Annotated in this window: 22 protein-coding genes and 2 riboswitches; of the genes, 7 read left to right on the top strand and 15 right to left on the bottom strand. The window is 64.6% G+C overall.

Annotated features, from left to right (window positions below; genetic code table 11):
- Window positions 1–170 precede the first annotated feature (170 nt).
- The 7 genes from ACDELDRAFT_RS06390 to ACDELDRAFT_RS06360 all read right to left on the bottom strand — a co-directional run bounded on the left by ACDELDRAFT_RS06390 (window position 171) and on the right by ACDELDRAFT_RS06360 (window position 8,488).
- Window positions 171–590, bottom strand: coding sequence for an FKBP-type peptidyl-prolyl cis-trans isomerase (locus ACDELDRAFT_RS06390; RefSeq protein WP_005794695.1), 420 nt, complete (start codon window positions 588–590; stop codon window positions 171–173).
- 156 nt (window positions 591–746) lie between these two features.
- Window positions 747–3,644, bottom strand: coding sequence for an aminomethyl-transferring glycine dehydrogenase (gene gcvP, locus ACDELDRAFT_RS06385; protein WP_005794692.1), 2,898 nt, complete (start codon window positions 3,642–3,644; stop codon window positions 747–749).
- A 63-nt stretch (window positions 3,645–3,707) separates the two neighbouring features.
- Window positions 3,708–4,082: a glycine cleavage system protein GcvH gene (gene gcvH, locus ACDELDRAFT_RS06380; protein ID WP_005794691.1), complete on the bottom strand. Its 375-nt coding sequence runs from the start codon at window positions 4,080–4,082 to the stop codon at window positions 3,708–3,710.
- Window positions 4,083–4,163: 81 nt separating this feature from the next.
- A complete protein-coding gene (gene gcvT / locus ACDELDRAFT_RS06375) occupies window positions 4,164–5,297 on the bottom strand; it encodes a glycine cleavage system aminomethyltransferase GcvT (RefSeq protein ID WP_005794689.1) in 1,134 nt (377 codons plus the stop codon).
- 47 nt (window positions 5,298–5,344) lie between these two features.
- Window positions 5,345–5,467: riboswitch (glycine riboswitch) on the bottom strand.
- 13 nt (window positions 5,468–5,480) lie between these two features.
- Window positions 5,481–5,586, bottom strand: a riboswitch (glycine riboswitch).
- 6 nt (window positions 5,587–5,592) lie between these two features.
- On the bottom strand, window positions 5,593–6,870 hold the full coding sequence (locus ACDELDRAFT_RS06370; RefSeq protein WP_005794687.1) for a TRAP transporter large permease: 1,278 nt from the start codon (window positions 6,868–6,870) through the stop codon (window positions 5,593–5,595).
- An 82-nt stretch (window positions 6,871–6,952) separates the two neighbouring features.
- Complete coding sequence (locus ACDELDRAFT_RS06365) at window positions 6,953–7,447, bottom strand: TRAP transporter small permease (protein ID WP_005794685.1); 495 nt, start codon at window positions 7,445–7,447, stop codon at window positions 6,953–6,955.
- Between the two features lie 69 nt (window positions 7,448–7,516).
- Complete coding sequence (locus ACDELDRAFT_RS06360) at window positions 7,517–8,488, bottom strand: TRAP transporter substrate-binding protein (protein WP_005794683.1); 972 nt, start codon at window positions 8,486–8,488, stop codon at window positions 7,517–7,519.
- A gap of 482 nt (window positions 8,489–8,970) precedes the next feature.
- Here ACDELDRAFT_RS06360 and ACDELDRAFT_RS06355 point away from each other — a divergent pair, with 482 nt between their 5' ends.
- Complete coding sequence (locus ACDELDRAFT_RS06355; RefSeq protein WP_005794681.1) at window positions 8,971–9,429, top strand: Lrp/AsnC family transcriptional regulator; 459 nt, start codon at window positions 8,971–8,973, stop codon at window positions 9,427–9,429.
- Between the two features lie 85 nt (window positions 9,430–9,514).
- Here ACDELDRAFT_RS06355 and ACDELDRAFT_RS06350 read toward each other — a convergent pair whose 3' ends face one another.
- The 4 genes from ACDELDRAFT_RS06350 to ACDELDRAFT_RS06335 form a co-directional block, all read right to left on the bottom strand.
- Window positions 9,515–10,309, bottom strand: a complete 795-nt coding sequence (locus ACDELDRAFT_RS06350) for an ABC transporter ATP-binding protein (RefSeq protein ID WP_005794679.1) — start codon at window positions 10,307–10,309, stop codon at window positions 9,515–9,517.
- 22 nt (window positions 10,310–10,331) lie between these two features.
- Window positions 10,332–11,222, bottom strand: a complete 891-nt coding sequence (locus ACDELDRAFT_RS06345) for an ABC transporter permease (RefSeq protein ID WP_005794677.1) — start codon at window positions 11,220–11,222, stop codon at window positions 10,332–10,334.
- A 104-nt stretch (window positions 11,223–11,326) separates the two neighbouring features.
- Complete coding sequence (locus ACDELDRAFT_RS06340; protein WP_040328296.1) at window positions 11,327–12,292, bottom strand: ABC transporter substrate-binding protein; 966 nt, start codon at window positions 12,290–12,292, stop codon at window positions 11,327–11,329.
- Window positions 12,293–12,503: 211 nt separating this feature from the next.
- On the bottom strand, window positions 12,504–14,210 hold the full coding sequence (locus tag ACDELDRAFT_RS06335) for an electron transfer flavoprotein-ubiquinone oxidoreductase (RefSeq protein ID WP_040328291.1): 1,707 nt from the start codon (window positions 14,208–14,210) through the stop codon (window positions 12,504–12,506).
- A 142-nt stretch (window positions 14,211–14,352) separates the two neighbouring features.
- On the opposite strand from ACDELDRAFT_RS06335, the gene ACDELDRAFT_RS06330 reads away from it, so the two are divergent.
- Together ACDELDRAFT_RS06330 and ACDELDRAFT_RS06325 are read left to right on the top strand one after the other, a co-directional pair.
- Complete coding sequence (locus tag ACDELDRAFT_RS06330) at window positions 14,353–15,135, top strand: SDR family oxidoreductase (RefSeq protein WP_005794672.1); 783 nt, start codon at window positions 14,353–14,355, stop codon at window positions 15,133–15,135.
- Between the two features lie 72 nt (window positions 15,136–15,207).
- Entirely contained in the window at window positions 15,208–15,630 is a 423-nt protein-coding gene (locus ACDELDRAFT_RS06325) for an acyl-CoA thioesterase (RefSeq protein ID WP_005794670.1), read from the top strand.
- Between the two features lie 62 nt (window positions 15,631–15,692).
- On the opposite strand, the gene ACDELDRAFT_RS06320 is transcribed toward ACDELDRAFT_RS06325, so the two are convergent.
- The 3 genes from ACDELDRAFT_RS06320 to ACDELDRAFT_RS06310 form a co-directional block, all read right to left on the bottom strand.
- Complete coding sequence (locus ACDELDRAFT_RS06320) at window positions 15,693–16,277, bottom strand: peroxidase-related enzyme (protein ID WP_005794668.1); 585 nt, start codon at window positions 16,275–16,277, stop codon at window positions 15,693–15,695.
- The gene (locus ACDELDRAFT_RS06315; RefSeq protein WP_005794666.1) at window positions 16,274–16,873 is read right to left on the bottom strand and encodes a hypothetical protein; all 600 of its coding nucleotides are present in this window, start codon (window positions 16,871–16,873) and stop codon (window positions 16,274–16,276) included. The genes ACDELDRAFT_RS06320 and ACDELDRAFT_RS06315 overlap by 4 nt, the downstream gene beginning before the upstream one ends.
- A 471-nt stretch (window positions 16,874–17,344) precedes the next feature.
- Window positions 17,345–18,793 (bottom strand): catalase, encoded by a 1,449-nt coding sequence (locus tag ACDELDRAFT_RS06310; protein WP_005794663.1) that lies wholly within the window; start codon window positions 18,791–18,793, stop codon window positions 17,345–17,347.
- 254 nt (window positions 18,794–19,047) lie between these two features.
- Between ACDELDRAFT_RS06310 and pcaC the strand changes: the two genes are divergently transcribed.
- Window positions 19,048–19,437 carry a 4-carboxymuconolactone decarboxylase gene (gene pcaC / locus ACDELDRAFT_RS06305; protein WP_005794662.1) on the top strand — a complete coding sequence of 130 codons (390 nt, stop codon included), beginning with the start codon at window positions 19,048–19,050 and terminating at the stop codon, window positions 19,435–19,437.
- Here pcaC and ACDELDRAFT_RS06300 read toward each other — a convergent pair.
- Window positions 19,434–19,979, bottom strand: coding sequence for a PAS and helix-turn-helix domain-containing protein (locus ACDELDRAFT_RS06300; protein ID WP_005794660.1), 546 nt, complete (start codon window positions 19,977–19,979; stop codon window positions 19,434–19,436). The genes pcaC and ACDELDRAFT_RS06300 overlap by 4 nt on opposite strands.
- Before the next feature lie 76 nt (window positions 19,980–20,055).
- On the opposite strand from ACDELDRAFT_RS06300, the gene ACDELDRAFT_RS06295 reads away from it, so the two are divergent.
- From ACDELDRAFT_RS06295 to ACDELDRAFT_RS06285, 3 genes are all read left to right on the top strand, one after another.
- The gene (locus tag ACDELDRAFT_RS06295) at window positions 20,056–20,763 is read left to right on the top strand and encodes a CoA transferase subunit A (RefSeq protein WP_005794658.1); all 708 of its coding nucleotides are present in this window, start codon (window positions 20,056–20,058) and stop codon (window positions 20,761–20,763) included.
- Window positions 20,764–20,766: 3 nt separating this feature from the next.
- A complete protein-coding gene (locus tag ACDELDRAFT_RS06290; RefSeq protein WP_005794656.1) occupies window positions 20,767–21,405 on the top strand; it encodes a 3-oxoacid CoA-transferase subunit B in 639 nt (212 codons plus the stop codon).
- Window positions 21,406–21,514: 109 nt separating this feature from the next.
- Window positions 21,515–22,816, top strand: coding sequence for an HD-GYP domain-containing protein (locus ACDELDRAFT_RS06285; RefSeq protein ID WP_005794653.1), 1,302 nt, complete (start codon window positions 21,515–21,517; stop codon window positions 22,814–22,816).
- Window positions 22,817–22,900 lie beyond the last annotated feature (84 nt).

The following is a 22,900-nucleotide window of genomic DNA, read 5'->3' as shown; positions in this document are numbered from 1 at the left end:
CCCCAGGCGACTCAGAGCGTTTCATTTCGAATTCATCATGCTGCAGCGTTCTGCAGGGCGTTGAACTGGCGCTCCCCCAGGGGCAGATCAGCAGGGCAAGGGGCGCCCCGCAGCGAGGGCTGCGCCGCCCCCAAGGGGAAGGCGCCGCAGGCGACTCAGGGGGCGCATGTCTATCGGCGTGCGGAGAGCAGCTCGATCTCGAAGTTGAGCGTGGCGTTGGGCGGAATCACGCCGCCAGCGCCACGCTCGCCATAGGCGATGGAGGGCGGGCAGGTCAGCTTGGCCTTGCCGCCGGGCTTCATGCGCTGCACTCCCTCGGTCCAGCAGGGGATCACGCGGTTGAGCGGGAACTCGGTGGGCTCGCCGCGCTTGTAGGAGCTGTCAAATTCCTTGCCGTCGAGGAAGGTGCCCTTGTAGTGCACCTTCACGGTGTCGGTGGCCTTGGGCGCTTCGCCGCTGCCTTCCTTGAGGGATTCGTAGACCAGGCCGCTGGCGGTGGTGACGGGTTTGGCCGGGGCCACGGTGGCCTGGGCCATGGCGGCTGGGGCGACGACAAAGCCGGCAAGCAGGATGCACAAGAGGTTTCGCAAAGGGGGCTCCTTGACAACGGGGATCGGACAGGCCGCGATCTTAGCCGTCTTCAAGCGGGGGGCTGCACCGCTGGCGGGCAAGAAAAAAGCCTTCGTGCAGCAGGTTGCACGAAGGCTTTGTGATGCCCCTTCGACAGGGGCCGCGGTCGCGGTCGGTCAGGCGTAATCAGACACCGGGATGCAACTGCAGTACAGGTTGCGATCACCATACACGTTGTCCACGCGGCCCACGGGCGACCAGTATTTGTTGCTGCGCAGGGCGGCAACAGGGTAGGCCGCTGCCTCGCGGGCGTAGGGGCGGTTCCAGTCGGCGGCCAGCAGACTTTCCGCTGTGTGGGGCGCGTTTTTCAGCGGGTTGTTGTCCTGCGGCCAGGCACCGGTCTCCACTTGGCGGATTTCCTCGCGGATGGCAATCATGGCGTTGATGAAGCGGTCCAGCTCGAACAGGGTCTCGCTCTCGGTCGGCTCCACCATCAGCGTGTTGGGCACGGGGAAGGAGAGCGTAGGTGCGTGGAAGCCATAGTCGATCAGGCGCTTGGCCACGTCTTCGGCCATCACGCCGCTGGTTTCCTTCAAGGTCCGCAGGTCCAGAATGCACTCGTGTGCCACATGGCCGTTGGCGCTGGCGTAGAGCGTGGGGTAATGGTCCTTGAGGCGCGCGCTGATGTAGTTGGCGCTCAGGATGGCCGCCTCGGTGGCGGCCTGCAGGCCGGCGGCACCCATCATGCGGATGTACATCCAGCTGATGGGCAGCACGGCCGCATTGCCCAGAGGCGCGGCCGAGACGGCGCCCACCGTGCCCGACTGGCCCGCCGTGCCATGGGCCGGCAGGTAGGGTACGAGGTCTGCCACCACGCACACGGGGCCAACGCCGGGGCCGCCGCCGCCATGGGGAATGCAGAAGGTCTTGTGCAGGTTCAGGTGGCTCACGTCGCCGCCGAACTCGCCGGGCGCGGCCACGCCCACCAGGGCGTTCATGTTGGCGCCGTCCACGTAAACACGGCCACCGTGGCTGTGCACGAGTTGGCACAGCTCCTTCACCTGCGTCTCGAACACGCCGTGCGTGCTGGGGTAGGTGATCATCACGCAGGCCAGGTTCTGGCTGTGCTGTTCGCACTTGGCCTGCAGGTCGGCCATGTCCACGTTGCCGTTGGCGTCGCATTGGGTCACCACGACCTGTATGCCCACCATCTGGGCGCTGGCGGGGTTGGTGCCGTGCGCGCTGCTGGGGATCAGGCAGATGTTGCGGTGGGCGTGGCCTTGGGCGGCGTGGTAGGCCTTGATGGCCAGCAGCCCGGCATATTCACCCTGCGAGCCTGCGTTGGGCTGCAGGCTCACACCCGCGTAGCCGGTGGCCTGGCACAACCAGGCGCGTAGCTGCTTGTCCAGCTCGGCGTAGCCCTGGAGCTGGTCGGCTGGTGCGAACGGGTGCACATTGGCGAATTCGGGCCAGGTGATCGGAATCATCTCGCTCGTCGCATTGAGCTTCATGGTGCACGAGCCCAGCGGAATCATGCTGCGGTCGAGCGCCAGATCCTTGTCGGACAGCTGGCGGATGTAGCGCAGCATGCCGGTTTCGGAGTGGTGGGTGTTGAACACCGGGTGGCTGAGGTAACCGCTGGTGCGGGCCAGGCCATGCGGAATCAAAGATGGCTCGCCCGCGGCGTCCATGGCCTCGACGGTAGGCAGGGCCTGCCCGTCCTTGGCGAAGATCTTCCACACCAGCTCGATGTCGGCGCGCGTGGTGGTTTCATCCAGGCTGATGCACAGGTAATCACCCCAGGCCTTGCGCAGGTTGGCACCCATGGCCACAGCGCGCGCGGCGATGCTGTCGGTGGCACCTTGCGTGTGCAGGCACAGCGTGTCGAAGGTCGCATCGTGGTGGAGTGCCGTGAAGCCCAGCTGTGCCAGGCCACGGCCCAGGATGGCTGTGTAACGCGCCACGCGGCGGGCAATGCGTGCCAGCCCTTCGGGGCCGTGGTAGACGGCGTACATGCTGGCGATGACGGCGGGCAGCACCTGCGCCGTGCAGATGTTGGAGGTGGCCTTCTCGCGGCGGATGTGCTGCTCGCGCGTTTGCAGTGCCAGGCGGTAAGCGGGCTTGCCATGCACATCGACGCTCACGCCCACCAGACGGCCCGGCAAGCTGCGCTTGAATTCGTCACGGCAGGCCATGAAGGCCGCATGCGGGCCGCCGGCACCCATGGGCATGCCAAAGCGCTGGGTGGAGCCGACCACGATGTCGGCACCCCATTCGCCGGGGGGCGTGAGCAGGGTGAGCGCCAGCAGATCGGTGGCAAAAATGGCGGCGGCCTGCTTGGCGTGGATGGCCTCCACATCGGTCTTCCAGTCCATGACCCAACCGCTGCTGGCGGGGTACTGCATAAGGGCGGCGAAGAAATCGCCTGCTAGCGCCGCTTCCCACTCCTGCGCCGAGTTCACCACCACCACGGTGATGCCGATGGGCGCAGCTCGGGTCTGGATCACCTCGATGGTCTGCGGATGCGTGTCGCCGGAGATCACGAAGGTGTTGCTCTTGGACTTGACCGAGCGCTTGGCCAGCGTCATGGCCTCTGCGGCGGCCGTGGCTTCGTCAAGCATGGACGCGTTGGCGATGGGCATGGCTGTGAGGTCGCACACCATGGTCTGGAAGTTGACCAGCGCTTCCATGCGGCCTTGCGAAATTTCGGCCTGGTAGGGTGTGTAGGCCGTGTACCAGGCGGGGTTCTCCAGGATGTTGCGCAGGATGACACCCGGTATGTGCGTGCCGTAGTAGCCCTGGCCGATGAAGCTGCGCAGCAATTGGTTTCTGGACGCCAGCGCCTTGAGTTCGGCCAGCGCGGCGGCCTCGGTCACTGGGGCAGGCAGGTCCATGGCCTGGCTGCGTGCGATGGAGCGGGGCACGATCGAGTCGATCAGGGCGCGGCGCGAGGCTTCGCCGATCACCGACAGCATGTGGGCCTCGTCGGCTGCGTCGATGCCGATGTGGCGTGGCTGAAATTCGGTGGCGTTCTCGAGCGCAGCGAGGGTTGGCAGTGGGGCAGAGGAGGTCATCGGCGGCGGCGGAAGGGCAGGCAAACACATTGGCCCGGCAGGGCGCCGGGCCGCGGGAGTCGATCAGGCGTTCTTGGTGAATTCGGCGTAGGCGGGTTCGTCCATGAGCGCATCGAACTGCTTCATGTCGGTCACGCGGACCTTGAAGAACCAGCCGCCGCCCAGCGGGTCGCTGTTGGCCAGCGAGGGGTCGGAGCGCAGGGCCTCGTTCACTTCGACGATTTCGCCCGAGACAGGCATGTACACGTCGGCAGCGGCCTTCACGGACTCGACCACGCCGGCCACGTCGCCTTGGGCGAAGGTGGTGCCTACGGCGGGCAGGTCCACAAACACGACGTCACCCAGTGCGTCCTGGGCATGCAACGTGATGCCTACGGTGGCGGCTTCGTGGTCGGAGATGTCGATCCACTCGTGATCCTTGGAAAACTTGACAGTCATGGGGGCTCCAAAAAAATGGGTAAACAGAAAAAGTGCCGATGCCAGCCGCGACTGTAGCCGGGCCGGCGCGGTTAAGGGCGGTCAGCCGCGGTAGTAGCGGGTGGGCACGAAAGGCATGGCGCTCACTTCCATGGGCACGGCCTTGCCGCGCACGATGGCGTTGACGCGGGTGCCCAGGGCTGCGAAGGCGGGTTGCACGTAGCCAATGGCCACGGGCTTGTCGATGGTGGGGCCGAGCAGGCCGCTGGTGACTTCGCCGATCTTCTGGCCGTCCAGGTTTTGCAGTTCGGTGTGCTCGCGCACGGGCACGCGCTCCAGCGCCACCAGGCCCACACGCTTGCGGGTGAGGCTGGCAGGGTTGTCGAGCTGGGCCAGTACCTTGTCGGCGCCGGGAAAGCCGCCCGCGCGCGCGCCGCCGGTGCGGCGCACCTTCTGCATGGCCCAGTTCAGCGCAGCCTCTACGGGCGTGGTAGTGGTGTCGATGTCGTTGCCGTAGAGGCACAGGCCGGCTTCGAGACGCAACGAGTTGCGGGCGCCCAGGCCGATGGGTTTTACCTCCGGCAATGCGAGCAGTGCGCGGGCCAGGGTCTCGGCCTGCGCGGCGGGCACGGAGATTTCAAAGCCGTCCTCGCCCGTGTAGCCGCTGCGCGTGACAAAGCAGTCGCAGCCGGCGATGGTGAACCGGCTGCCGGTCATGAACACCAGCTTTTCCACGCCGGGCGCCAGACGCGCAAGGGCCGCGGCGGCCTGCGGGCCCTGCAGCGCGAGCAGGGCGTGGTCGGGCAGGGGAACGACCTGGCAGCGCTGGCCGATGCGAGCCTGGATATGCGCGATGTCGCCCACCTTGCAGGCGCCGTTGACGATGACGAAGAGCTCGTCCCGCGCCACGCGGAAGAACATCAGGTCATCGATGATGCCGCCGTCGTCGTTGAGCAGCAGGCCATAGCGCTGCTTGCCCACGGGCAGGTCGATCACGTCGACGGGCATCAGGCTTTCGAAGGCGGTGGCGGCGTCCGGGCCGACCAGCCGCAACTGGCCCATGTGCGAAACATCGAACAGGCCGGCGGCCTGGCGGGTGTGCAGGTGCTCGGCCATCAGGCCGGCGGGGTACTGCACGGGCATGGAATAGCCGGCGAACGGCACCATGCGGGCGCCCAGTTCGATGTGCAGTGCGTTCAGAGGGGTGGTGAGCAGCGGGGCGGTAGAGGCGGTCAAGGCGGGACTCCAGGGCAAATGGGGGCCGCGACCATCAAGGTCACGGGATTTGCCCTGCTGTCCGCTTTACCTGAGAGATTCACCGCGGCGCCCTGGCTGGCCCGCGCGGCTTGCTCCTTCGGTGGATGGCAACCGCATCGCGCGGGCCATCTCTCTCCAGCAAGGGAACGCCCGCATCACTGCGGGCGCTTGCCAGTCCTTTTGCCTGAGCGTTCGGCTGCTGCCTGCGCCTTCGGCGGTGCCGCTCATCCTTGTGCAAGGGTGGGGCACTCTCTCCTGACTCGCAGGATTCTAACTACTTTGCATAGACCAGATCACGCAGGCCCAGTGAAATCGAGGGCACGTAGGTGATGATCATCAGGCAGACCAGGATCACCCCCACGAAGGGCAGCAGATGCTTGACGATGCGGTCGAGCGAGATCCGGGCCACGGTGCAGGCGGCGAACAGGTTCACGCCGAACGGGGGCGTGATCATGCCCAGCGCCAGGTTCACCACCATGATGAGGCCGAAGTGCACCGGGTCGATGCCGAAGTGCTGGGCCACGGGTGCGAGGATGGGGGCCAGCACGATGATGGCAGCGCTGGTCTCGATGAACATGCCGATCACGAACAGCGCCGCATTCACGCCCAGCAGGAAGAGCGCGGGCGACTGCAGCACGGCCTCGAGCCAGCGGCCAATGGCGTCGGGCACGCCGGCGCGGGTGATGAGGAACGCAAACAGCCCGGCGTTGGCGATGATGAACATGATCACCGCCGACGAGATGGCTGACTTGCGCAGGATGGCGAACAGATCCTTGAGCCGGATCTCGCGGTAGATCACGATGCCCACCACCAGCGCGTAGAACACCGCCACGGCCGATGCCTCGGTGGGGGTGAAGATGCCTCCGTAGATTCCGCCCAAAATGATCACCGGCATGAGCAGTGCCCAACCTGCCTGCAGCGTGGCCTTGCCGAAGGGCATGCGCCCGTTGCCGTCGTTCTTGCCCCAGCCCTTCCACTTGCAGTACACCCAGACAAACAGCATCAGCGCACAACTGATCAGAATGCCTGGGCCGAAGCCGGCGATGAACAGCTCGCCGATCGACACCTCGGCGCTCACACCGTACAGGATCATCGGAATGGACGGCGGGATGATCACGCCCAGCTCGGCACTGGTGGCTTGCAGCGCCGCCGCGTAGCTGGTGGGATAGCCGTGCTTGATGAGTGCGGGGATCAGAATGGCGCCGATGGCAAACGTGGTAGCCACCGAAGAACCCGACACGGCCGCGAAGATCATGCAGGTGAGCACGCAGGTCATGGGCAGGCCGCCCTGCACGCCCCCCACGATGCTCTTGGCAAACTCGACCAGCCGGCGTGAGATGCCACCGGTTTCCATCAGGTTGCCGGCCAAGATGAAGAACGGAATGGCCGCCAGCGGAAACTTGTTGATCGACGAGAACATTTCCTTCACGGCGATCAGCATGTTGGCGTTGGCCACCTGGATTCCCAGGATGGATGCCAGGCCGATCGAAACGGCCACGGAAACGGTGAGCGCAAAGCACAGCACCATGGTGGTGATCATCACGGGGGTCATGGCCGACCTCCCATGCCGGGTGCGGCGTTCTGTGCGTCGGCTGCCCCGAAGGCCTTCAGGCCGTGGCGTGGTGTGGTGGCGCTCATTGGGCTGTCTCCAGTTCCATGCGCTGGGGATCGATCAGATTGCCGATGATGCCCACCATGCTGAAAAGCCCGCCCACGGGCATGGCGAGGTAGGCCCAGAACATCGACACCGATTCCAGCCCGGCCATGGATTGCACGCCTCCACGCACGGCGTAGTCCCAGCCCCACCAGATGATCACGCCGATCAGGGCCAATGCCGCCAGGCACACCACCCAGTCGAGCACGCGGCGCACGCGCGGCGGACTCCAGCGGTAGAGCACGTCCACGCTCACCATCGCCCCCTGGCGGAAGGCCGCCGGAATGGCCAGGAAGACCATCCAGATCAGGCTGAAGCGGATCAGCACCTCAGTCCATTCGGCGGGCTGCTCCAGTACAAAGCGCATGAGGATCTGGAACATCCCCAACGTCGACGCCAGTGCCAGCATGGCACAGGCACCCAGCATGGCCGCGAACGTGGTCCAACGTTCAAACGAGAGAAATATCTTTTTCATAAATCAAAAGCGCCCGCTGACGCAGGGTCAACGGGCGCTGGTAGCTATCAAAAACGAAGCTCTGGCTGGTTACTTGAAATTGCGGATCTTATCGAGCGCCGCCTTGCCGAACTGCTTCTCGAATTCGGCATTCACGGGCGCCAGCGCGGCCACGAACTTGGCCTTGTCCACGTTCTCGATCACGGTCATGCCCTTGGCGCGCAGGTCGGCCACGCCCTTGGCATCGTCTTCGTCCACGCGGGCTCGATTGGCCTTGGTGCCTTCCTTGGCGGCGTCGACGAACGCCTGCTTGTCGGCAGCCGACAGCTTGTCGAATGCCGCCTTGTTCATCACGAAGATGCAGGGCGAATACACGTGGCCCGTGAGCGTGAGGTGCTTTTGCACCTGGTCGAACTTGGCCGAGATGATCACGGGCAGCGGGTTCTCCTGCCCATCCACGGTGCCCTGTTGCAGGGCCGTGAACACTTCAGGGAACGCCATGGGCGTGGTGATGATGCCAAAGCCCTTGTAGGCGGCGATGTGCACGGGGTTTTCCATGGTGCGCATCTTCAGACCCTTGAGGTCGCCGGGCTCCTTCACATCGCGCTTGCTGTTGGTCATGTGGCGAAAGCCATTCTCGGCCCAGGCCAGCGCCTTGAAGCCCTTGGCATCGAACTTGGTGAGCAGTTCCTGGCCAATGGGGCCGTCCAGCACGGCGCGGGCGTGGGCCTTGTCGCGGAACAGGAAGGGCACGTCGAGGATCTTGGTCTCGGGCACGAAGTTGGGGATGGGGCCGCTGGAGCTGAAGGCAAGTTCCTGCGTGCCCAGTTGCACGGCCTCGATGGATTCGCGCTCCCCGCCCAGGGCGCCGTTGTAGAAGGTCTGCACCTTGTAGCGGCCGCCAGTGCGCTTTTCCACTTCCTTGGCAAACGTGTCGATGGCCACGCCCTGGTGCGAGTTCTGCGCCGTCGAGATGCTGATGCGCATGGTGGTCTGTGCGGCGGCGGTTGCCATGAAGCCGAGCGCAAGGCCGAGGCCGACGACGAGTCTGGTCAATTGCATGGTGTCTCCAGTGAGGGGATGGTGGGGTGCGGCTTCCGGCGGAGGTCGCGGCACGGGGCCTGCGCCGCGCACTGGAAAAATTATGGCGCTGCAGCATGGTGCCGGGCATCGGGGTTTGTGCTGGTAAGCATGCTTATCAGCGGCAAGCCGTGGCGGTGCCTGCGCGGTGGCACGGGTCGGGTGCAGGTGTGAAGAGCGGGGGGCTGTGGAATGGCCGGCATGCTCTCCTGGCGGGCGCGGCCACAGCGCGTTCGGCATGGCGGGCGGCAAGGGCACGGACTTGGGGCGCTGCAGGCTTGTCAAGCGCCCCGGGCGGGCGGTAACCCGCCGGGGCCTTGTCAGTTTGTGCCTTCCGGTAAGAGGGCCTTGATGCATTGAAGTATGCAGCGCGGGCCCTGGTTTAATTTTCTGAAATGATGGAAGAAATGCGATTTTGCAGAATGTTTTTCTGCTGTGCAGAAATTTGAAGAATAATTAACCGAATGGATCGTCTCGACAGAAAAATCCTCGCCGTCTTGCAGGCCAACGCCCGCGCCAGCCTGCAAGAGATCGGCCAGGCTGTGGGTCTGAGCCCATCGCCGTGCTGGGGGCGCATCAAGAAGATGGAAGAGGCTGGCGTGATCGAGGGCTACACCGTGCGCATCAATCCGCGCGCGCTCGATCTGTCGGACACGGTGCTGGTCATGGTCACGCTCGACAGCCATTCCGACAACACCCTGGAGAAATTTGGCGAAACCCTGGCCAGCATTCCCGAGGTGATCGAGGCGCACCTGGTGTCGGGCGATTACGACTACCTGCTGCGGGTGGTGGTCAAAGACACGCGCGACTACGAGCGCCTGCTGCGCGAGAAGCTCTACAAGATCAAGGGCATCAGCCACAGCCGCTCCAGCTTTGTGCTGCGCACGCTGAAGAAAGCCGATCTGCCGTTGTTCGTGGATTGATTTTCAAGTAAAAATAGCCGCTTGCGCTTGTGTTGCAAGCGCAAGCAGCTATTTATTTGATAGTGCTGTGGCGAGCGTGCGGGTGTCAGCCCAGCAACAGCGCGTCGTCGGCAAGCTTCTCGCCGCGCACCTTTTCGAACATGTGAAGCAGGTCGGGTACGTCCAGGCGCTTGCGTTCTTCGCCGGACACATCGAGCACCACCTGGCCTTGGTGCAGCATCACGGTGCGCTCGCCCACGTCGAGCGCTTGCCGCATGCTGTGCGTGACCATCATGGTGGTCAGCTTGCTCTCGGCCACGATGCGCTCGGTCAGGCGCAGCACGAAGTCGGCCGTGCGCGGGTCGAGCGCGGCGGTGTGCTCGTCGAGCAGCAGGATGCGCGAGGGTTGCAGCGCGGCCATGAGCAGGCTCACGGCTTGGCGCTGACCGCCAGAGAGCAGGCCGATGCGGTCCGTGAGGCGGTTTTCGAGGCCCAGGCCCAGCGTGGCCAGGCGTTCGCGAAAGCCTTCGCGCATCGACGCCTTGACGGCGCGGCCAAGGCCGCGAAAGGTGCCCCGGCGCTGCGCCAGGGCCATGTTCTCTTCGATGGTGAGGTCTTCGCAGGTGCCGGCCATCGGGTCCTGGAACACACGGGCCACGCGCTCGGCGCGGGCCCACACGGGCATGCGCGTGACATCCACGCCATCGATGGCGATGCGGCCACTGTCCACCGTCTGGTCGCCGGAGATGGCATTCAGAAAGGTGGACTTGCCGGCGCCGTTGGAGCCGATGACGGTGACGAATTGCCCGGCCGGAATGTCCAGCGACATGCCGCGCAAGGCGCGCGTCTCAATCGGCGTGCCGGGGTTGAAGGTGATTTCGAGGTGTTGGGCGCTCAGCATGGGGCTCTTTCGGTGCGCGGGTTCAGGACGGCTTGCGCTTGGCGAGCTTGCGCTTGAGCTGCGGAATGACCAGCGCCACCGCCACCAGCACGGCCGTCACGAGGTTCAGGTCTTGCGCCTTGAGGCCGATGAAGTCGCTGTTGAGCGCCAGTGCGATGAAGAAGCGGTAGGCGATGGCGCCGATCACCACGGCCAGCGTGGCGTACACCAGGCGGCGCGAAGGCAGGATGCTCTCACCCACGATCACGGCCGCCAGGCCGATCACGATGGTGCCGATGCCCATGGAAATGTCCGAGCCGCCCTGGGTCTGCGCAAACAGCGCGCCGGCCAGGCCCACCAAGCCGTTGGAAATTGCCATGCCCAGCAGCAGCATGGCGCCGGTGTTCACGCCCTGGGCGCGGGCCATGCGGGCGTTGGAGCCGGTGGCGCGGATGGCCAGGCCCCGTTCGGTGGCAAAGAACCAGTCCAGCAGCAGCTTGGCGGCCAGCACGATCACCACCAGGATCAGGGGGCGCGCGATGTAGTCGTCCATGCCTTCGGGCTGCAGCAGCACGAACAGCGTGGGGTCGTTGATGAGGGGCACATTGGGGCCGCCCATGATGCGCAGGTTGATCGAGTACAGCGCAATCATCATCAGGATGCTGGCCAGCAGGTCCATGATCTTGAGCTTGACGTTGAGCCAGCCGGTGATCAGCCCGGCCACCGCTCCCGCCGCCGTGGCCGCCAGCGTGGCCAGCCAGGCGTTGGTGCCGGTGGAGATCAGGATGGCGCAGACGGCGCCGCCCAGCGGAAAGCTGCCGTCCACCGTGAGGTCGGGAAAGCGCAGCAGCCGGAACGAGATGAAAACCCCCAGCGCCACCAGGCTGAAGATCAGGCCGATTTCAACGGCGCCGAGCAGGGAAAAGAAAGACATGGAACAGGCGGGGGGCAGAAATCAAAAACAAAGCAGGAGCCACGCATGGCATGGCTCCTGCACACGCGCGCCGCACAGCGGCGCGCCCAGTAGGAATCGGTCGTTCAGTGCACGACCTGCACGGCCGACTTGACCAGCGCGTCGGGCAGCTTCACGCCCTGCTTTTCGGCGGCGCCGGGATTCACGAACAGTTCCATTTTGGTGCTGATCTCGGGCTTGATGTCGCCGGGCTTTTCGCCCTTCAGGATACGTGCCACCATGCGGCCGGTCTGCTCGCCCAGGTCGCGGTAGTTGATGCCGAAGGCCGCGATGGCGCCGCGCTTGACGCTGTCGGTGTCCGAAGCCACCAGCGGGATCTTGGCGTCCTGCCCCACCTTCACCAGCGCCTCATAGGCCGACACCACGTTGTTGTCGGTGTTGGTGTAGATCACATCGACCTTGCCGATCAGGCTGCGCGCGGCACTGCTCACGTCCACCGAGCGGGGCGCAGCGGCTTCGACCAGCGTCATGCCCAGCTTGGGCAGCAGCGCCTGCAGTTGCTTGACCACGACGACCGAGTTGGCTTCGCCGGGGTTGTAGACCATGCCCACGCGCTTGGCGCCGGGCACCACCTGCTTGACGAGTTCCATCTGCTTGTCGAGAGCCAGCAGATCGGACACGCCGGTCACATTGTTGTGGGAGGGTTCCCAGTCCTTGACCAGCTTGGCGGCAACGGGGTCGGTCACGGCCGAGAACACCACGGGCACGCTCTTGGTGGCCGCCACCAGGGCCTGGGCCGAGGGCGTGGCGATGGCGACGATGGCATCGGGCTTGTCGCCCACGAACTTGCGCGCGATCTGCGCGGCCGTGCCGGTGTTGCCCTGCGCGCTCTGGTATTGCCACTTGAGGTTCTTGCCGACCTCGAAGCCCGCTTCCTTGAGGCCTGCCTGTACGCCGTCGCGCACGGAGTCGAGGGCGGGGTGTTCGACGATGGCGGTCACTGCCACGGATTTTTGCTGTGCGCTGGCGGGTGCCACGGCGGCCACGGCCAGGGCCAGGGCGCCCAGGGACATCCAGGGCAATTGCTTCATGTTCATCTGCGCGGTCTTTCTGTTTTGGTGGGAAGTGGGCCGACCAAGGCGCGTGCACCGGGGCCGGCGGTCAAGTTTACTGCGCGCAGGCATGGCGCTGGCATGCGGGGCCAGCCGCCCCGTGGTGCGGTCGGGTTTCGCGGGGTGAGGGTAAATTGGTCGTGAAAAGGGCCTGCAGCGCAGGCCCTTCGTGCACGGAGTGCTATGGTTTTTACATGCCCGAGTAGTTGGGGCCGCCGCCGCCTTCGGGGGCCACCCAGACGATGTTCTGCGTTGGGTCCTTGATGTCGCAGGTCTTGCAGTGCACGCAGTTCTGCGCATTGATCTGCAGGCGCTGCGCGCTGCCGCCTTTGGCTTCATCGGGCACGAACTCGTACACGCCGGCCGGGCAGTAGCGCGCCTCGGGGCCGGCGTACTTGGCCAGATTGACGTTCACCGGCACGCTCGCATCCTTGAGCGTGAGGTGGGGCGGCTGGTTCTCGGCGTGGTTGGTGTTGCTCACGAACACGCTGGAGAGGCGGTCGAACGTGATCTTGCCGTCGGGCTTGGGGTAGACGATGGGCTTGCACTCGGCCGCGGGCTTGAGGTAGGCGTGGTCAGGCTTGTCGCGGTGCAGAGTCCATGGAATATGGCCCTTGAGCACGAATTGCTCGATGCCGTTCATCAGCGTGGCCACCGTCAGGCCCTTCTTGAACCAGGCCTTGAAGTTGCGCGCCTTGTTCAGCTCGGTATAGAGCCAGCTGGCCTCGAACGCCTTGGGGTAGGCGGTGAGTTCGTCATGCTGGCGCCCCGCCACAACGGCGTCGTAGGCTGCTTCTGCGGCCAGCATGCCGGTCTTGATGGCGGCGTGGCTGCCCTTGATGCGGCTGACGTTGAGGTAGCCTGCATCGCAGCCCACCAGTGCGCCACCCGGGAACACGGTCTTGGGCAGGCTCATCAGGCCGCCGGCCGTGATGGCGCGTGCGCCGTAACCGATGCGCTTGGCAGGTTTGATGCCCTTGGATTCGTCGCCCTCGAGGTAGTAGCGGATGTTGGGGTGCGTCTTCCAGCGCTGGAACTCCTCGAACGGGCTCAGGTAGGGGTTGGCGTAGTCCAGGCCCGTGATGAAGCCCAGCGTGACCTTGTTGTCTTCCATGTGGTACAGGAAGGCGCCGCCGTAGGTGCTGTTGTCCATGGGCCAGCCGGCGGTGTGCAGCACGAAGCCGGGCTGGTGGCGGGCGGGGTCGATTTCCCACAGTTCCTTGATGCCGATGCCATAGGTCTGCGGGTCGCTTTCGGCGTCGAGCTTGAAGCGGGCGATGACCTGCTTGCCCAACTGGCCGCGCGCGCCCTCGGCGAAGATGGTGTACTTGGCGTGCAGCTCCATGCCGAGCTGGAAGTCGCCCGTGGGCTCGCCTTCCTTGCTCACGCCCATGTTGCCCGTGGCCACACCCTTGACGCTGCCGTCATCGTTGTAGAGCACTTCCGCGGCGGCAAAGCCCGGGAAAATTTCCACGCCCAGGTTTTCGGCCTGTTGGGCCAGCCAGCGCGTCACGTTGCCCAGGCTGACGATGTAGTTGCCGTGGTTCTGGAAGCAGCCGGGCAGCAGGAAGTTGGGCGTGCGAAACGACGATTTCTCGCCCAGGAAGACCATGGCGTCGTCGGTGACGGGCTGGTTCAGCGGTGCGCCCTTTTCCTTCCAGTCAGGAATCAGTTCGCTCAGGGCCTTGGGGTCCATGATGGCGCCCGAGAGGATGTGCGCGCCGGGCTCGGAGCCTTTTTCCAGCACCACGACCGACACGTCCTGGCCTTTTTCGGCGGCGAGCTGCTTGAGCCGGATGGCGGTGGACAGGCCGGCAGGGCCGCCGCCGACCACGACCACGTCGTACTCCATGGCTTCGCGGGGACCATACTGGGCAAGGATTTCTTGGTTTGTCATTGGCGTCTCGTCGGGCGTTTGATAATGGGTGATTTTCTGCAGGCGGTGCCGTAAAGCACTGTCCGTCTGGCGACTGATTGTATTCATGGGAATACACACAATCGAACGATCGTTCTATTTTTAATCAGGGGAGAGATTGCCAATGGCCTATAGCATCGATTTGTCCGGCCGCGTGGCCCTGGTGACGGGCGCATCCAGCGGGCTGGGGGCCCAGTTCGCGCGCACCCTGGCCCGCGCGGGCGCAGGCGTGGTGCTGGCCAGCCGGCGGCTGGAAAAGCTCAAGGAATTGCGTGCCCGCATTGAGGGCGAAGGCGGTGATGCCCATGTGGTCGAACTGGACGTGACCGACCACGACTCCATCAAGGCCGCCGTGGCCCATGCCGAGACGGAAATGGGTTCGATCGACATCCTGGTCAACAACTCGGGGGTGTCCACCACGCAGCGCATCCAGGACGTGACGCCCGAAGACTACGATTTCATCTTCGACACCAACGTCAAGGGCGCGTTCTTCGTGGCGCAGGAAGTGGGCAAGCGCATGCTGGCCCGCTCGCGCGGTGCGGCGCCGGGCAGCTTCACGGGCGGGCGCATCATCAACATCGCCTCGATGGCCGGGCTCAAGGTGCTGCCGCAGATCGGGGCCTATTGCATGAGCAAGGCCGCGGTGGTGCAGATGACCCGTGCCATGGCGCTGGAATGGGGACGCTTCGGCATCAACGTGAACGCCATTTGCCCGGGCTACATCGACACCGAGATCAACCATAGCCATTGGCAGACCGAGCAGGGCCAGAAGCTCGTGGCCATGCTGCCGCGCAAGCGCGTGGGCGAGCCGCAGGACCTGGATGCGCTCATCGTGATGCTGGCCAGCGACCAGAGCCACTTCGTGAATGGTGCGGTGATTGCTGCCGACGACGGTTTTGCCGTCTGAGGCCCCGCTGCGCCCCTGCGTCGGCATTCCGGCGAGGCTGGGGCGCGGACACCACCCGTCAAGGGCACAGCGATGAAGATTGAAATCCCCGAAGTCAAGAAGCTGGTTTACGAGATGCGCTTTCCCGTGCGCTGGGGCGACATGGATGCCATGGGCCATGTCAACAACACGGTGTACTTTCGCTACCTGGAGACGGCGCGCATCGAGTGGATGGTGTCGGTGGGCTGCAACCCTGATCCGCGAGGGCAGGGGCCCGTCATCGTCAATGCCTTCTGCAATTTCTACCGCCAGCTCGAATACCCGGCCGACGTGCTGCTCAAGCTGTATGTGAGCGACCCGGGCCGCACCACGTTCGAGACCTGGGGCACGATGGAGCGGGCAGACCAACCGGGCGTGGTGTGCGCGGCCGGCGGCGCCACCACCATCTGGGTGGATTTTCCGGCGCAGAAAGCGGTGGCACTGCCCGACTGGATGCGGGCACTGGTGTCGGCGTAGTTTGGAGTGAAACCACCGTGCAGCGCTTGCAGGAAAAGCGCTGAATGCTATCAAATCAATAGTTATCCGGTTTTTTTTGCCTTGGGCAGGCGGCCCATCAGGTAGAACTCGGGGTTGGGCTGCATGCCGGCAAAGCTGGCCATGCGGTTGCTCAGGCCAAAGAACGCCGTGATGGCGGCGATGTCCCAGATGTCCTCGTCGTCGAAGCCGTGTGCATGCAGCGCGGCAAAGTCGGTATCGTCCACCTCGTGCGCGCGCTGGCAGACCTTCATCGCAAAGTCGAGCATGGCGCGCTGGCGCGGCGTGATGTCGGCCTTGCGGTGGTTCACGGCCACCTGGTCGGCCACGAAGGCGTTCTTTTCATAAATGCGCAGGATGGCGCCGTGCGCCACCACGCAATACAGGCACTGGTTGGCCGCGCTGGTGGTGGTGACGATCATCTCGCGCTCACCCTTGGTCAGGCTGCCTTCTTCCTTGAGCATGAGTGCGTCGTGGTAGGCAAAGAAGGCGCGCCACTCGGCCGGGCGGCGTGCAAAGGCCAGAAACACGTTGGGGATGAATCCGGCTTTCTCCTGCACTTCGAGAATGCGGGCGCGGATGTCTTCGGGCAGGGTGCCAAGCTCAGGGTGGGGATAGCGAAGGCTCATGGTGTCTCCTTGGATGGTGGGTCTGATGCAGTGGCCTCTTGTTGGCGCAGCCGCTCCAGCCCCTGGCGGAAGGCTTCGGCATCGCCGTGCTCGAAGAACCGGGGGTAGTAGGGGTGGGCGTGGCGTATGCGCCGGGCATGCTTGATGGGGCACCAGTACTGCTCTGTCCGCGCGGCCACCTCGCGGGCAAACCCGACGACGCCGTTGCCATATGAGCAGTAAAGGCAGTTGAATTTCTCGATCAGGTTCAGGTAGGGCAGGTCGGTGCGGTCGAACACCAGATAGTCGGCGCGCCGTACCTTGTCGATCCCGTAGATCGGAAAGCACACCGCCTGGTAGAGGCTGATGAACAAATCCAGCAGCGCGAACACCACCCACCCCGCGTAGATGAGCGGGGCCGTCAGCACGACGGGCCAGCGGCTGTGCCGCAGGTAGGTCCACAGCCCCACCTTCTGGCTGCGCTGCAGATCCACGAAGCGGTCGGCGAGGGAGGCGCGGCGCAGTTCAAATTCGGTGCGCAGGGCCCCGTATTCCTGCTCTATCTGGGTTTCAAGGGCGTGGATGCGACCCAGCAGTTCGTCGATAGAGGGCTTCATGGAACGGGATGGGGGCGCCCTTTGGGCGCGGACATGGAAGACGGAGTGAACCAGGATGTACGGACATCATAAGCATCCATCTCAGGCATGCCTTTGCCCGGCCCCGTTGCGACTTCAAGCGCTCACGACGAGGCAAAAGGCTTGATTGCCGGGCAGCCTGTGTGCAGGGCATCGTCTGTGGGCTGGTGTGAGCGCCATGCCAGGTGCGCTTGCTGTGGGGCGGGGCACGGCGGCTGCACTCTCGCATGCATGCGAGGGCGGCAGCAAGGCATTGGGCATCCTTCGCCCGCCGTGGCCCCTGCGCAAGGGCCGAATCCAGGCCCATGGCGTCCAGTAAGTCGGCTTGAATGCATCCGCTGCGGCGATGATCCTGGAGTGTGCCGGGCTGCCGCTCCTGCCGGGCCCATGAAAAGCGCCCCGCGCCACAAGGGGGCGGGGCGCTGCAGTGCGGCCCCGTGCCTTGGTGGAGGCTTACAGCTTGCCGGCGCGCACGGCCTCAAGCGCGGCCTTCACGCCCGCGCCGTAGGCCGGGTCGGCTTTGGTGCAGTGCGCGATGTGCTTGTCGATGATGTGCTGCGACACGCCGTGGATGTTGCGCGCGGTGTTCTCGCACAGCAGGCGCTGCTTCTCGGGCGCCATCAGGCGGAACAGGTCGCCGGGCTGGGTGAAGTAGTCGGCGTCGTCTTCGCGGTAGTTCCAGCGGCTGGCGTCGCCGTAGAGCTTTTCCACGGGCTCTGCGTACTCGGGCTGCTCCTGCCATGCACCCTTGGTGTTGGGCTCGTAGGCGATGGTGCGGCCGAAGTTGCCATCCACCCGCATCGCGCCGTCGCGGTGGTAGTGGTTGACGGGGCAGCGGGGCGCATTCACCGGGATCTGGTGGTGGTTCACGCCCAGGCGGTAGCGCGCCGCGTCGGCATACGAAAACAGGCGCGACTGCAGCATGCGGTCGGGCGAGGGGCCGATGCCCGGCACCAAGTTGCTGGGCGCGAACGAAGCCTGCTCCACGTCGGCGTAGTAGTTGTCGGGGTTGCGGTTGAGTTCCATCACGCCGACCTCGATGAGCGGGAAGTCCTTCTTGCTCCACACCTTGGTCAGGTCGAACGGGTGGAAGCGGTAGGTCTGCGCCTGCTCCTCGGTCATGATCTGCACGCACAACTTCCACTTCGGAAAGTCGCCACGGTCGATGGCTTCGAGCAGGTCGCGCTGGCTGCTTTCGCGGTCATTCGCCACCACGGCGGCGGCCTCCTGGTCGCTCAGGTTCTCGATGCCCTGCTGGCAGACCCAGTGGAACTTCACGTAATGGCGCACGCCTTCCTTGTTGATGAGGCTGTAGGTGTGTGAGCCGAAGCCGTGCATGTGGCGGTAGCCGCGCGGGATGCCGCGGTCGCTCATCACGATGGTGATCTGGTGCAGTGCCTCGGGCAGGCCGGTCCAGAAATCCCAGTTGCTCTCGGGGCTGCGCAGGTTGGTGTACGGGTCGCGCTTGACGGCCTTGTTCAGGTCGGGGAACTTGAGCGGGTCGCGGAAGAAGAACACCGGCGTGTTGTTGCCCACCAGGTCCCAGTTGCCTTCCTCGGTGTACATCTTCACGGCAAAGCCGCGGATGTCGCGTTCGGCATCGGCCGCACCGCGCTCGCCGGCCACGGTGGAAAAGCGCGCGAACAGCTCCGTCTGCTTGCCAACCGCCGAGAACACCTTGGCGCGGGTGTAGGCCGTGATGTCGCCTGTGACTGTGAAAGTGCCGAACGCGCCCGAGCCCTTGGCGTGCATGCGGCGCTCGGGGATCACCTCGCGGTGGAAGTGGGCCAGCTTTTCCAGGTGCCACAGGTCCTGCAGCAACATGGGGCCGCGCGGGCCTGCGGTCAGCGAGTCCTGGTTGTTTGCAACCGGTGCGCCAGCGGCGGTGGTGAGTTTGGTCATGGCGTGTGTCCCTTCAAAGCGTGGATCGGCGTCAATGCAACCCCGCCTGGTCTGTGCGCGATGGCTGTCCGAGCGGGCAGTTGACAATTGACGATTGCCGATAAATAGATGTTTGCTATCGACAATGTATTTATTATTTTTGTTTGCTATTCAAAGGGCAAGGCCTGCGCCATAGTATTTCTGCAAGCCGGCCATAGAGATTTCTCCCGCGCAACGGCTTGCGCCAAGATGGCAGTTTTTTGGAAAGGAAAAGAATGGACACGCACCAGCAGGCCCAGTACGAGGCGGGGCTCGCCCGACGCAAGGAAGTGATGGGGGAGGATTTCGTGGCACGGGCGCTCGATGGCGCTACGGAGTTCACCCAACCCATCCAGGAATTCATCACGCGCAATGCCTGGGGTGACGTGTGGCAGCGGCCAGGGCTCGACCTGAAGACCCGCAGCCTGATCACGGTGGCTTTTCTCACGGCCCTGGGCCGCCAGCATGAACTCAAAGGGCATGTGCGTGGCGCTCTCAACAACGGTGCCACGGCCCAGGAAATCCAGGAAGTGCTGCTGCACGCCAGCATCTACTGCGGCCTGCCCGCGGCGGTGGAGGCCTTTCGCACTGCCTCCGACGTGGTGGATGGACCGGGCAGGCCCTAACTGCCCGCCACCAGCTTGTGCACCAGATCGGCCGCCGTGGAGGCGTTGTATTTGCGCATGAGGCGGGCGCGGTAGATTTCCACGGTGCGGTGGCTGATCTCAAGGGCCTTGCCTATTTCCTTGGAAGTCAGGCCCTCCAGCAGCTTGGCCGCCACTTCGCGCTCGCGTCCCGTGAGTTCGGCCTTGACGGTGCGTTGCGAGCTGAGGTCTTCAAAACTCCAGATGCCCGATTCGTGGGGCGCTTCACGGTTGAGGGCGCGGCCCGACACATGGCACCAGAACACTTCGCCGTTGGCCCGCTTCATGATGCGGTTGTCGGCGTAGTAACCCTTGGCGTTGAGGATGGGTTCCATGTGGGCACCCAGGCGCTCGTACTCATCGGCACTGGGATAGAGCACTTGGAAAGACTGCCCGATCAGCACCTCGCGCGAGGCGCCGAACATTTCACAGACATGCCGGTTGCAGTCCATCATGGTTCGGTTGCGCGAGAGCACCAGCCCCACGGGAGCCAGTTCAAAGGCCAGTCTGTAATCAACGTCCATAGTGCAATTCTTTACGGGGTACTACTTATATACGTACGTAGTATCGTAACGCATCAAAACTAGCAAGGAGATCATGGTGAAAAAGTTATTTCCGTCCGCGGCCAAGGCCCTTGAGGGCATGGTTGCCGATGGCCAGTTGCTGGCCGTGGGGGGCTTCGGCCTGTGCGGTATTCCCGAGGCGCTGATCGACGCGCTGCGCGATTCGGGGGCAAAAAACCTCACGGTGATCTCCAACAATGCCGGCGTGGATGGCTTCGGCCTGGGCAAGCTGCTCGAAACCCGCCAGATCAAGAAAATGATCTCGTCCTACGTGGGTGAAAACAAGGAGTTCGAGCGCCAGTACCTGGCGGGCGAACTGGAGCTCGAATTCACGCCCCAGGGCACGCTGGCCGAGAAGCTGCGCGCCGGCGGCGCAGGCATCCCGGCCTTCTTCACCAAGACAGGCGTGGGCACCGTCGTGGCCGAAGGCAAGGAACTGCGCGAGTTCGACGGTGAAACCTACGTGATGGAGCGCTCGCTGGTGCCTGACGTGGCGCTGGTCAAGGCGCATCGCGCCGACAAGTCGGGCAACCTGCAGTTCCGCCTGACGGCGCGCAACTTCAACCCGGCCGCTGCGATGGCCGGCAAGGTCTGCATCGTCGAAGTGGAGGAGATCGTGGAAACGGGCGCCATGGACCCCGACCAGATCCACCTGCCGGGCATCTACGTGCACCGCATCGTGCACAACCCGAACCCCGAGAAGCGCATCGAGAAGCGCACCATCACCGAGAAAGCAGGAGCCTGAACCATGCCGTGGACCCAAGACCAGATGGCGGCACGCGCCGCGCAAGAACTCGAAGACGGTTTCTACGTGAACCTGGGCATCGGCATCCCTACGCTGGTGGCCAACTTCACCGGCGACAAGGAAGTTTGGCTGCAGTCCGAGAACGGCATGCTGGGCATCGGTGCCTTCCCCACCGAAGACAAGGTGGACGCCGATCTCATCAACGCCGGCAAGCAGACGGTGACCACCATTCCCGGCTCGTCCATCTTCAGTTCGGACCAGTCCTTCGCGATGATCCGCGGCGGCAAGATCAACCTGTCCATCCTGGGTGCCATGCAGGTCAGCGAGCAGGGCGACCTGGCCAACTGGATGATTCCGGGCAAGATGGTCAAGGGCATGGGCGGCGCCATGGACCTGGTGGCTGGCGTCAAGCGCGTGATCGTGCTCATGGAGCACGTGGCGCGCAAGAAGGACGGCACCGAGGACATGAAGATCCTGCCCAAGTGCACGCTGCCCCTCACGGGTGTGGGCGTGGTCGATCGCATCATCACCGACCTGGCCGTCATGGATGTGACGCCGCTGGGCCTCAAGGTGGTCGAACTGGCCCCGGGCGTGACGTTCGATGCCCTGCAAGCCAAGACGGGTGCGGCACTGCTGCCGTAAATGCGGTCATTGCGCTCTCTCAAGGCAGGCCCGCGCGAGCGGGCCTTTTGCATGGTGCATAGCCCAGTATGGTTTTATATTCAAAGGCTCTGCCTTTTCAAGCTTGCGCATGACAGATCCATTCCTGGCGGCCCCCCCTCCTGACAGCCCTTACTACCTGCGTGCGCTCACCGACATGGCCAACCGCCGCGCGGTGGTGACCCAGGACGCCATCTACACCGACAACGGCGTCAAGCTGGTCGAAAAAGGGGCGCGCATCGACAGCCGGCTGTACGATCGGCTGGTGCAGCACAAGCTGCGCGAGCCAATCGACCGCCACCTCACCATCGAGAACGCGGTGGATGTCCCTGCCCTGATGGCCGCTGGCCAAGAACTGGCACAAGAGAGTGCACTGCCCCAGTTGCTGGCACAGGCGCTCGACGGTTCGTGCGACAGGCTGCTGCAGCCCCTGCGCTCCATACCTCTGCCCGAGCCCATCGCCTGCAAGCTCACCGTCATGCGCGAGCAGCGGCCCGATCTGTTCCGGCACAGCCTGCAGATGATGATGGTTGCCGTTTTCCTGGCTCTGAAAAGCGGCCTGGGCGAACGCGACTGCGTGTCGGTGGCTGCTGCCGCGCTGCTGCACGACGCGGGGGTTCTGCACATGGACCCGTCCTGGATGGACCCCCACCACAAGGTGCAGGGCGCACAGCGCAAGCACCTGGTGGCCCATCCCATCACGTCCATGCTGATGCTCCAGGATGCCGGCGTCTACCCCCAGGCGGTGGCGATTGCCGTGCTCGAGCACCACGAGCGCATGGATGGCAGCGGTTACCCTCGCAGCCTGCCGGGGGCGGATATCTCGCCGATGGGGCGCATTCTTTTGCTCGCAGAGGTGGTGACCGCCTTCTACGAAAAATATACCGACATGTCCGCCCAGCGGCTGTCACTGATGCTGCGGCTGAACCACCGCAAGTTTCCAGCCGCGCTGGTGGCCCATGTGCTCCCCCTGCTGCAGGAGGACGAGACGCGTGAGTCGGCCCTGGTGCCGCTGGGCGCCGATGCGCCCGCGCACATTGACACCCTGGCTGACGCCTTCGCGCAGTGGGAACAGCTCAAGGCCGCCTTGCCTCTGGCCGTGCGGCAGGAGCCCGGCGGCGTGTTCGCCTTTGCCGATGCCCGCCTGCAGGCCCTGCAAAAGGCCTTGATCGAGGCGGGCTCCCACCCTGGGCAGCAAGGCGACCTGCTGGAACACCTCCAGGGCGATGCCGTCGGACTGGCCGAGGTTGCGCTGGTGGGGCGCGAGGCGCTGTGGCAGCTGGGAAGCATCGTCAACGCCTGTTACCGACGCTGGCCCCGTCTGTCCGAGCGTGCCAGCCCTGCCGAGGCCGCCGTGGCGGACTGGTGCGAGCGGGCGCTGGAACGCCTCTGAAAAACAGCCGGCCGTTGAAGCCGGGCCCGGGCACATGACCGGGGCGATGTAATACTTGCCCCCCAAGGCATTGAATACTGTATA

Origin of the sequence: Acidovorax delafieldii 2AN, assembly GCF_000175235.1 — a bacterium.
GTDB lineage: Bacteria > Pseudomonadota > Gammaproteobacteria > Burkholderiales > Burkholderiaceae_C > Acidovorax > Acidovorax delafieldii_B.
This window is presented reverse-complemented; position numbering and strand designations above follow the sequence as displayed.

Excerpts from the sequence above, each read along its gene's own strand:
- ACDELDRAFT_RS06355 (WP_005794681.1), top strand. The coding sequence starts at position 8,971 with ATGGATCGTCTCGACAGAAAAATCCTCGCCGTCTTGCAGGCCAACGCC.
- ACDELDRAFT_RS06310 (WP_005794663.1), bottom strand. The coding sequence starts at position 18,793 with ATGACCAAACTCACCACCGCCGCTGGCGCACCGGTTGCAAACAACCAG.
- ACDELDRAFT_RS06290 (WP_005794656.1), top strand. The coding sequence starts at position 20,767 with ATGCCGTGGACCCAAGACCAGATGGCGGCACGCGCCGCGCAAGAACTC.
- gcvP (WP_005794692.1), bottom strand. The coding sequence starts at position 3,644 with ATGACCTCCTCTGCCCCACTGCCAACCCTCGCTGCGCTCGAGAACGCC.
- ACDELDRAFT_RS06315 (WP_005794666.1), bottom strand. The coding sequence starts at position 16,873 with ATGAAGCCCTCTATCGACGAACTGCTGGGTCGCATCCACGCCCTTGAA.
- ACDELDRAFT_RS06350 (WP_005794679.1), bottom strand. The coding sequence starts at position 10,309 with ATGCTGAGCGCCCAACACCTCGAAATCACCTTCAACCCCGGCACGCCG.
- pcaC (WP_005794662.1), top strand. The coding sequence starts at position 19,048 with ATGGACACGCACCAGCAGGCCCAGTACGAGGCGGGGCTCGCCCGACGC.
- ACDELDRAFT_RS06345 (WP_005794677.1), bottom strand. The coding sequence starts at position 11,222 with ATGTCTTTCTTTTCCCTGCTCGGCGCCGTTGAAATCGGCCTGATCTTC.
- ACDELDRAFT_RS06340 (WP_040328296.1), bottom strand. The coding sequence starts at position 12,292 with ATGAAGCAATTGCCCTGGATGTCCCTGGGCGCCCTGGCCCTGGCCGTG.
- ACDELDRAFT_RS06365 (WP_005794685.1), bottom strand. The coding sequence starts at position 7,447 with ATGAAAAAGATATTTCTCTCGTTTGAACGTTGGACCACGTTCGCGGCC.
- ACDELDRAFT_RS06360 (WP_005794683.1), bottom strand. The coding sequence starts at position 8,488 with ATGCAATTGACCAGACTCGTCGTCGGCCTCGGCCTTGCGCTCGGCTTC.
- ACDELDRAFT_RS06300 (WP_005794660.1), bottom strand. The coding sequence starts at position 19,979 with ATGGACGTTGATTACAGACTGGCCTTTGAACTGGCTCCCGTGGGGCTG.
- ACDELDRAFT_RS06325 (WP_005794670.1), top strand. The coding sequence starts at position 15,208 with ATGAAGATTGAAATCCCCGAAGTCAAGAAGCTGGTTTACGAGATGCGC.
- ACDELDRAFT_RS06330 (WP_005794672.1), top strand. The coding sequence starts at position 14,353 with ATGGCCTATAGCATCGATTTGTCCGGCCGCGTGGCCCTGGTGACGGGC.
- gcvH (WP_005794691.1), bottom strand. The coding sequence starts at position 4,082 with ATGACTGTCAAGTTTTCCAAGGATCACGAGTGGATCGACATCTCCGAC.
- ACDELDRAFT_RS06320 (WP_005794668.1), bottom strand. The coding sequence starts at position 16,277 with ATGAGCCTTCGCTATCCCCACCCTGAGCTTGGCACCCTGCCCGAAGAC.
- ACDELDRAFT_RS06335 (WP_040328291.1), bottom strand. The coding sequence starts at position 14,210 with ATGACAAACCAAGAAATCCTTGCCCAGTATGGTCCCCGCGAAGCCATG.
- ACDELDRAFT_RS06370 (WP_005794687.1), bottom strand. The coding sequence starts at position 6,870 with ATGACCCCCGTGATGATCACCACCATGGTGCTGTGCTTTGCGCTCACC.
- ACDELDRAFT_RS06285 (WP_005794653.1), top strand. The coding sequence starts at position 21,515 with ATGACAGATCCATTCCTGGCGGCCCCCCCTCCTGACAGCCCTTACTAC.